The sequence below is a fragment of the Streptomyces sp. NPDC017936 genome, from assembly GCF_044328485.1.
In the GTDB taxonomy this organism is placed as follows: Bacteria; Actinomycetota; Actinomycetes; order Streptomycetales; family Streptomycetaceae; genus Streptomyces.
In genome coordinates this window covers 1-7300 of the sequence record NZ_JBIRHK010000023.1, presented here as the reverse complement: position 1 = coordinate 7300, position 7300 = coordinate 1, and the positions used below count along the sequence as shown (strand labels likewise).

Here is a 7300-nt window from a genome sequence, read left to right as displayed (position 1 = left end):
ACGTGGGGGGGGGGGGGGGGGGGGGGGGGGGGGGGGGGGGGGGGGGGGGGGGGGGGGGGGGCCCGCCCCCGCCCCCCCCCCCCGCCCGCTTTTCCCGCGGTGAATGCTCGTATTTCCCGCGATTCGGGTAACTCCGACACTATGAAGGTCGCATCATCGGCCCGAGGCTGGGCCGGCCTGCTGGTCGCCCTGGTGCTCGCCGCCCTGACCCTGCTGTCGGCGAGCCCTCCCCGCGCGGCCGCGGACAGCAGCGTATCGACGATCGCCGACGCTCTTCGGGCGAGCCCCGTCTACGTCGACCCGGAGGCCTCCGGCATCCTCTCGCAGGCCGACGCCGCCGCGCTGCGGAAGAAGATCGAGACCGCCGACAAACCCCTGTTCGTCGCGGTCCTCCCGGCCGGTCACCCGACCGAGAACCTCTTCACCGACCTGCGTACCGCTACCGGCGTCACCGGCCTGTACGCCATCCGCCTCGGCGACCGCTTCGACGCCCGCGCCGACTCCTCCGTCCTGCCGAACGCGGCCGTCGGCAACCTCGTCACCAGCGTCCGGGGCGAGTCCGACGCCGCCGCCCAGCTCGACGACTTCACCGACCGCGCCCTGGCCAACATGGGCGGTTCGGGTCCCTCGGCCTGGAGCCCCCCGAACGGTCCCGCCGGGATCTCCTCCACCGCGCTGATCACCGTGGGCGCGGTCCTGGTGGCCGGCGGCGCGGGCGCGTACACCCTCGTACGGCGCAACCGCAGGCGCCGCGAGGAGGAGCGGCGGGCCGCGCTCGAACGGCTCCGGGTCGTCGTCGACGAGGACATCACCGCCTTCGGCGAGGAACTCGACCGCCTGGACTTCCACCCGGCCGAGCCGGGCGCCGACGACGCCATGCGCGCCGACTACGCGCACGCCCTCGACGCCTACGAGCGGGCCAAGTCGTTCATGGCGGCCGCGGTGCGGCCGGAGGACGTCCGTGGCGTCACCGAGGCCCTGGAGGACGGCCGGTTCTCCCTGGCCCGGCTCGCCGCCCGCAGGACGGGCGCCCCGCTGCCCGAGCGCCGGCCGCCCTGCTTCTTCGACCCGCGCCACGGCCCGTCCGTCGCCGACGCCCCCTGGACCCCGCCCGCCGGTGCGCCCCGCGAGGTGCCGGTCTGCGCGGCGGACCAGGTCCGGCTGGCGGACGGCCGCGACCCGGTCGTCCGCGAGGTCGACACGGACTACGGGCGCCGCCCCTACTGGGAGGCGGGCCCGGCCTACGGCCCGTGGGCGGGCGGCTACTTCGGCGGCGGCATCCTGCCCGGCCTGCTGGTCGGCACCCTCCTCGGCAGCATGATGGCCACCCCGTCCTACGCCGCCGACTACGGCGCCGGTTACGGCGACTTCGGCGGCGGCTACGAGGGCGGCGACGTCTCCGGGGCCGACTTCGACACCGGCGACTTCGGGGACTTCGGCGGCGGCTTCGGCGGGGGAGGCGACTTCGGCGGCGGCGGGGACTTCGGCGGCGGCGGGGACTTCGGGGGAGGCTTCTGAGCCCCGGCCGTCCACGGGCCCGGCGCGCGGAGCGCCGGGCCCGTGGACGTCGCGGCGGGTCGCCGGTCGGGGAGCGGGGCCTGCGTCAGAGGGAGGCCGCCGCCGAGGCGATGGCCGAGGCGAACGTGGAGACCTCGGTGTAGACGCCGGGCGCGTTGGGCCGGGCGCAGCCGATGCCCCAGCTGACGATGCCGACCTGGATCCAGGCGTTGCTCGCGTCGCGGCGGAACATCGGGCCGCCGGAGTCGCCCTGGCAGGTGTCGACGCCGCCGGCCGCGTTGCCGGCGCAGATCTCCTCGTTGGCGATGAGACCGCTGTAGCCGCTGTACGAACGACAGGTGGCGTCGCTCACGAACGGCACGGTGGCCTTGAGCAGGTAGCGCTGCTGCGCACCGCCCTCGCGGGCCGCGCCCCACCCGGCGACGGTGAAGGTGCCGGTGTTGTACTGCGTGGTGGTGGCGATCTTCAGCGTCGGCTGGTCGATGGGCTGGGCGAGCTTGATCAGCGCCCAGTCCTTGCCGTCGCCGTCGTAGCCGGGGGCCCGGTACACGTACGTGGAACGGACCTGGACCCGGCCCGAGGTGGACTGGAGGTCCACGACGCCGGCGGTGGCGGTGATGCCGGTGTTGGCGCCGGTGGCGCCCACGCAGTGGGCGGCCGTGAGCACGATCTGCTGGGTGTAGAGCGCGCCGCCGCAGCCCATGGAGAGCCGGACCATGAACGGGAACTCGCCCTGTGCGGCACGGGTGCCGCCGACGACCGGCGAGGGGGCGGCCTCGGCGGACGAGACCGGCTGGAGGCTGACGATCGCGAGGGCGGCGGCGCCGAGCACCGCGCATCTCTTGAGAGCGGTGAGGAGTCTCTTCAAGGTGATGCCTTCCGTGGGGGGTGGCCTGGGACGTGGAGCCGGGTGGGACCGGGACACGGAATTGACGCGCGCATGACAACAGCGGCAACGAAGAAGAGCCCATTTGCTGGCATGGGCAAGTCAAATCTGTCGCTGGATTATGGGAACGCCGCAAGGTCTCCCACAAGAGGCGCGAATCGGCCACGCCCGTCCGTCCCCCCGGCACCGGCACCGGTGGACGTGAACTCCGCTTACCGGGACGCCCGTTCCGCGACGACCGGAGCCTTGGCGGCGAGCTCCTCGAGGGGCCCGCCACTGAGCCGGCACACCTTCCACTCGTCCAGGAACTCCACGCCGAGGGAGGCGTAGAACTCGATCGTCGGCCGGTTCCAGGCCAGCACCCACCACTCGAACCGCTCGTACCCGTCGCGCGTGCAGATCGCGGCGAGCGCGGCGAGCAGCGCCTTGCCGTGCCCGCCGCCACGGGCCCCGGGCCGCACGTACAGGTCCTCCAGGTGCATGCCCCGCGTCCCGGTCCAGGTCGAGAACCGCGGGAACCACAGCGCGAAGCCGACGGTCCCACCGCTCGCGTCGTCCTCGGCCACCAGCGCGTACGCCGCGGGCCGCTCCCCGAACAGCGCCTCGCGGAGCTGCTCCTCGGTGGCCCGGGCCTGCTCGGCGGCCCGCTCGTAGTCGGCGAGTTCGCGGATCATCGCGCGGAGCTCGGGGACGTCGTCCCGGGTGGCGGTTCGGATCATGCTCAGGATCATGGGGCAGGGCACCGGACGGTGTCCACGGCGTCCCGGGAGGCGGACGCCCGTCACGGCCCGGGAACGCGCGGCCCCCAGGACGGGAACCGGCCCGTACGGTCCCTGCGGTGTCCCCGTGACCGCAGCCCCCGGGCCCGGGCGGCGGCCGCCGTCGCGAAGCCGGAGGCGGCCGCCGACCGGGCCCGACCCGGCGTGAACCGCCGTCAGCCCCGCGCCAGTTGCATCAGCCTCTCGAAGTCGATCGCCCCCGGGTCCCCGTGCTCGTTCTCCGGTACGTGCATGTGGCCGCACACGCCCCTGAAGTCGTTCCAGCGCGCCCCGCTCATCCGCTGTCCGCCGCCGTTCCCGGCGGACTTCGGGTACGCGGGCCACAGGGAGGGGCCGCGCAGGGGGACGTCGTGGTGGGTGTGCATCCAGGCGAGGAAGCGGGCGACGTCGGCCAGGGCCCACTGCGGGGCCTTCGGCCAGTAGACGTGCATCCTGCCGTTCGTCTGCCACGTGGAGTGCAGCCGGGGGTCGCAGGTGCCGACCAGCTCCAGCTGGCAGACGTTCAGCGTGTTCGTCTCGACCCCGCCGGGCCGGTTGACCAGGGCACGCGAGGAGATGTCGATGTCGAAGTGCTGGTACCACTTCAGCTTCTTGGCCGCGAAGTCGGGCACCGCCGTGAGGTTCGGTGCGGAGGCGCCGCCCCCGTAGCCGGGGAGCGAACGGCCCTCCGTGGTGTGCAGGACGACGACGTTGACCTCCATGCGGGCGCCGCCGAAGTCGTCCTGGTACCAGTGGTCGCGGTTCGCGCCCGGGTAGTGCTGCGGTCCTGTCCTGGTGCTCATGGCGTCTCCTCCCTTGTCGGGCAGTCCCCGTACCGTGCCGGCAGGGGTGCCCTGCGCAACGAGCGACGCCGAAGGCCGTGATGGCTCCGGGGAGGGGCGCGGGGAGCGCGCCCCGGACACGCCGAGCGCCCGCCCTCTTCGGGGGAGTGGAGGGCGGGCGCGCTCGGGGACGGCGGGGGAGCGGTGTCACGCGTTCCGGATCGCCGAGACGTCGAAGTTCAGCTTGATCCTGTCGGAGACCAGGACGCCGCCCGTCTCCAGGGCCGCGTTCCAGGTCAGGCCCCACTCGGAGCGCAGGATCTCGGCCTTGCCCTCGAAGCCGACGCGCTCGTTGCCGAACGGGTCCTTCGCGGAGCCGTTGAACTCCAGGTCGATGGTGAGCGGCTTGGTGACGCCGAGGATGGTGAGGTCGCCGGTGATGCGGTAGTCGTCACCGCCGAGCGCCTGCGCCGACGTCGAGCGGAAGGTCATCGTCGGGAACTCGTCCGTCTTGAAGAAGTCCGCGCTCTTGAGGTGACCGTCGCGGTCGGCGGAGCCGGTGTCGATGCTGTCCATCCTGATGTCGAGGGACGCGGTGGACGCGGCGGGGTCGCCGCCGTCCAGGTGCAGCGAGCCGGTGAAGTCGAGGAATTTGCCCTTGACGTTGGTGACCATCGCGTGGCGCGCGACGAAGCCGAGCGTCGAGTGGGCGGCGTCGATCGTGTAGTCGCCGGTCAGCGCGGCCAGCTCCGGGTTGACGGCGGTGGCGGTGGCGGTCGCGGTGGCGGTGGCGGCGGACTCGGTGCTCCTGCGGCCGAAGATGCCCATGACGTGCTCCTTGGGGGACGGATCGAGGACGAGGTCGGTGACGTGATCGATGATGTTTAACGTTCAACCACATCGACGGGACCGACCTTAGACCCATTCCGTCAAACTTTCAACATTCGCAGGGTGGCGGTGACGCTACGATGGGTGGCGCGCCCCCCTCGCTCGTCCGGCCGGACCCGCGGCGTCACCCGTCCGGACGCCCCGCCACGCCGGTGGTGTGAGACCTGCCTCACCCGGCGCCTTTGTCGGCCCCCTACAACCGCCACGCCCTCTGAGCAGTCGGAAAGCCTGCATGTCCCCCAGGTTCTGTTCAGGGGTACCAGGAAAACGCGTCGGAGACTGTACGGAGTCGACGTCTCACTTTCCTTGGTGGGCTTCGTAAGGTCACTACATGACCGTTTTGGAAGAGACGACGGGTGAGCCGACCTCGGAGCCCGCTGCGGAGCCCACGGACGCGCGCGGCCGCGTGGCCGAGCTGCACGAGATCCGTGCGCAGGCGCTGGCCGGGCCGAGCGAGAAGGCGACCCAGGCGCAGCACGCGAAGGGCAAGCTGACCGCCCGGGAGCGCATCGAGCTGCTCCTGGACCCGGGGTCCTTCCAGGAGGTCGAGCAGCTGCGCCGGCACCGGGCGACCGGGTTCGGCCTGGAGGCCAGGAAGCCGTACACCGACGGTGTCATCACCGGCTGGGGCACGGTGGAGGGCCGTACGGTCTTCGTCTACGCCCACGACTTCCGCATCTTCGGCGGCGCGCTGGGCGAGGCCCACGCCACGAAGATCCACAAGATCATGGACATGGCCATCGCGGCGGGCGCGCCCCTGGTCTCCCTGAACGACGGCGCGGGCGCCCGCATCCAGGAGGGCGTCTCCGCCCTCGCCGGCTACGGCGGCATCTTCCAGCGCAACACCAAGGCCTCCGGCGTCATCCCGCAGATCTCGGTGATGCTCGGCCCGTGCGCGGGCGGCGCGGCCTACAGCCCCGCCCTGACCGACTTCGTCTTCATGGTCCGCGAGACCTCCCAGATGTTCATCACCGGTCCGGACGTCGTCAAGGCGGTCACCGGCGAGGAGATCTCCCAGAACGGCCTCGGCGGCGCGGACGTGCACGCCGAGACCTCGGGCGTCTGCCACTTCGCGTACGACGACGAGGAGACCTGCATCGCGGAGGTCCGCTACCTCCTGTCGCTGCTGCCGCAGAACAACCGCGAGAACCCGCCGCGCGTGGAGTGCTCCGACGCGGCCGACCGCCGCAGCGACGTCCTGCTCGACCTGGTCCCCGCGGACGGCAACCGGCCGTACGACATGACCAAGGTGATCGAGGAGATCGTCGACGACGGCGAGTACCTGGAGGTCCACGAGCGCTGGGCGCGCAACATCATCTGCGCGCTGGCCCGGCTCGACGGCCAGGTCGTCGGCATCATCGCCAACCAGCCGCAGACGCTGGCCGGCGTGCTGGACATCGAGGCCAGCGAAAAGGCCGCGCGCTTCGTGCAGATGTGCGACGCCTTCAACATCCCGATCATCACCCTTCTGGACGTCCCCGGCTTCCTGCCCGGCGTCGACCAGGAGCACGGTGGAATCATCCGCCACGGCGCGAAGCTCCTCTACGCCTACTGCAACGCGACCGTGCCCCGGATCTCCCTGATCCTGCGCAAGGCGTACGGAGGTGCCTACATCGTCATGGACAGCCAGTCCATCGGTGCGGACCTCACCTACGCCTGGCCGACGAACGAGATCGCGGTGATGGGCGCCGAGGGCGCCGCCAACGTCATCTTCCGACGCCAGATCGCCGAGGCCGAGGACCCCGAGGCCATGCGGGCCCGCATGGTCAAGGAGTACAAGTCCGAGCTGATGCACCCGTACTACGCCGCCGAGCGCGGCCTGGTCGACGACGTCATCGACCCCGCCGAGACCCGCGAGGTCCTCATCAAGTCCCTGGCGATGCTGCACACCAAGCACGCCGACCTGCCCTCGCGCAAGCACGGCAACCCCCCGCAGTAACCCGGCGGACTTTCCGCGCCACCCTCGCGGAAACCTCTCTCACGGAGACTGACATCCATGAACTCCCCTGACATCCGCGTCGAGAAGGGCCACGCCGAGCCCGAGGAGGTCGCCGCCATCACGGCGATCCTCCTGGCCCGCGCCGCCGCCCGTGCCTCCGAGCCCACCCCGGTCCACCGCGGCCGCGCCAGGGCGGGCTGGCGCCGCCTGGAGCGCGAGCCCGGCTTCCGCGCCCCGCACAGCTGGCGCTGACACACCGTACGACGAAGGCCCCGACGCCCCTTGCGGGCGGCCGGGGCCTTCGTCGTACGTCCGGGGTCCGCCGCGGCCGCGCGGGCCACGGACCGACGCCCCCGGCCCCCGCGCGGCCCCGAGCGGCCCCGCGCGTCGGGGCCGCCGCCCCGCGGGACGGCGTCCGTCGGTGCCGGGACCGGAAAAAGTGCCCCTATGGCTTTCGTCAAGCGGTGTTGATTGTGGGCGGTTCATAAAAGGTGCCGTCGCGGAGCATGGCGAAGAGGACGTCGATGCG

Annotated in this window: 7 protein-coding genes; 3 read left to right on the top strand and 4 right to left on the bottom strand. The window is 72.3% G+C overall.

Annotated elements, in window-relative coordinates; translation table 11 throughout:
- Positions 1–141 precede the first annotated feature (141 nt).
- Complete coding sequence (locus ACH4F6_RS35280) at positions 142–1518, top strand: hypothetical protein (protein ID WP_397964469.1); 1377 nt, start codon at positions 142–144, stop codon at positions 1516–1518.
- Between the two features lie 85 nt (positions 1519–1603).
- Here ACH4F6_RS35280 and ACH4F6_RS35275 read toward each other — a convergent pair whose 3' ends face one another.
- The 4 genes from ACH4F6_RS35275 to ACH4F6_RS35260 form a co-directional block, all read right to left on the bottom strand.
- Positions 1604–2386, bottom strand: coding sequence for a S1 family peptidase (locus ACH4F6_RS35275; RefSeq protein ID WP_397964468.1), 783 nt, complete (start codon positions 2384–2386; stop codon positions 1604–1606).
- A 230-nt stretch (positions 2387–2616) separates the two neighbouring features.
- On the bottom strand, positions 2617–3123 hold the full coding sequence (locus ACH4F6_RS35270) for a GNAT family N-acetyltransferase (RefSeq protein WP_397964467.1): 507 nt from the start codon (positions 3121–3123) through the stop codon (positions 2617–2619).
- Positions 3124–3338: 215 nt separating this feature from the next.
- Positions 3339–3965, bottom strand: a complete 627-nt coding sequence (locus ACH4F6_RS35265) for a hypothetical protein (protein ID WP_397964466.1) — start codon at positions 3963–3965, stop codon at positions 3339–3341.
- Positions 3966–4151: 186 nt separating this feature from the next.
- The gene (locus ACH4F6_RS35260; RefSeq protein WP_397964465.1) at positions 4152–4772 is read right to left on the bottom strand and encodes a YceI family protein; all 621 of its coding nucleotides are present in this window, start codon (positions 4770–4772) and stop codon (positions 4152–4154) included.
- A gap of 466 nt (positions 4773–5238) precedes the next feature.
- On the opposite strand from ACH4F6_RS35260, the gene ACH4F6_RS35255 reads away from it, so the two are divergent.
- On the top strand, positions 5239–6771 hold the full coding sequence (locus ACH4F6_RS35255; protein ID WP_397964560.1) for an acyl-CoA carboxylase subunit beta: 1533 nt from the start codon (positions 5239–5241) through the stop codon (positions 6769–6771).
- 57 nt (positions 6772–6828) lie between these two features.
- A complete protein-coding gene (locus tag ACH4F6_RS35250; protein ID WP_397964464.1) occupies positions 6829–7023 on the top strand; it encodes an acyl-CoA carboxylase subunit epsilon in 195 nt (64 codons plus the stop codon).
- Positions 7024–7300: the final 277 nt, after the last annotated feature.